Below are 1,187 nucleotides of genomic sequence, written 5' to 3' on the forward strand. Positions count from 1 at the left end.
CGCGAGCAGTCCGGCTGGTGGGGCAAGGGCCACCCGGCGACCTGGGCCGACGCCGTCGAGGCGGCGCGGACCGTCGCACACGAGGCCGGCGCCGAACTCGCCGTGGACCAGGGGCAGTACGGCCCCTGGCACCCGGGCCGCTGCGCCGCCCTGTACGTCGTGATCGACGAGGTCAAGACCCTCGTCGGGCACGCAGGTGAGCTGCACCCGCGCGTCGTCAAGGCGTTCGGGCTGCCGGAGCGCACCTGTGCCATGGAGCTGGACCTGGACCTCGTGGAGCAGGCGGGCGCAGGCGCCCTGCAGGCGCCGCGGATCTCCACGTTCCCCGTGGCCACGCAGGACGTCGCGCTGGTCGTCGGCAAGGACGTGCCGGCCGCCGCCGTGGAGCACGCGCTGCGGATCGGTGCCGGTGAACTCCTGGAGTCCCTGCGCCTGTTCGACGTGTACGAGAACGCGGAGCAGCTCGGCGAGGGCAAGAAGTCCCTCGCGTACGCCCTGCGCTTCCGTGCCGGCGACCGCACGCTGACGGTGGAGGAGGCCAGCGCCGCCCGCGACGCGGCGGTCGCCCAGGCCGCCGAGAGCACGGGCGCGGTACTGCGCGGCGCGTAGCGGCGCAGGAGTACGCAGAAAGACGCAGCTGAGGGGCGCATCCGGGACACCGGATGCGCCCCTCACTCGTTCGGGTGAGGAATCTCGGTGATCTGGTCCTTCTGGGCAGACGGTCGTAAGAATCGATCCGGCCGCCGGGGCCGACCGGCGAGCGCGCTGAACAGGGCCTAGGGGGCCGGCGGCATGATGCGTACCAACACGGGGGCGCCCACCCGAACCATCCGCACTTCCGTCCGTGGCTCCCTCCGCTCGCGTCTTACCCGGGCCGCACGCGCCGAACCCCAGCGGGTCCGGCGCGTGTTGATGCTGGGGCTGCCCACCGTGTGGGGCACGGTCGCCATCATGTACAAGCTGACCTGCCCGCTCGCGCAGCAGAACGGCCTGGGCGCACGGATCGTCAGCAGCGCCGTCTTCTTCGTGGTGGGGACCGGCCTGATACTTCACGTACGGCACGGCCTGATGCGGGAGTTGCGGGACATCCGGGCCGTCGCCGGCGCCGCGCAGTCCGTGCTGCTGCGGCCGCTGCCCGCGCGCCTCGACGGGCTCGCCCTGGCCGCCGGCCAGCTCTCCGCCGACCG

At 73.2% G+C, this 1,187-nt stretch carries 2 pseudogenes; both read left to right on the top strand.

The annotated features are described in order from the left end of the window. A pseudogene (locus G3I40_RS39990) lies at positions 1 to 609 on the top strand (phenylalanine--tRNA ligase subunit beta); the annotation flags it as partial. Between the two features lie 303 nt (positions 610 to 912). Beyond that, a pseudogene (locus G3I40_RS39995) lies at positions 913 to 1,187 on the top strand (serine/threonine-protein phosphatase); the annotation flags it as partial.

The organism is Streptomyces sp. SID14478 (assembly GCF_010548525.1).
GTDB lineage: Bacteria > Actinomycetota > Actinomycetes > Streptomycetales > Streptomycetaceae > Streptomyces.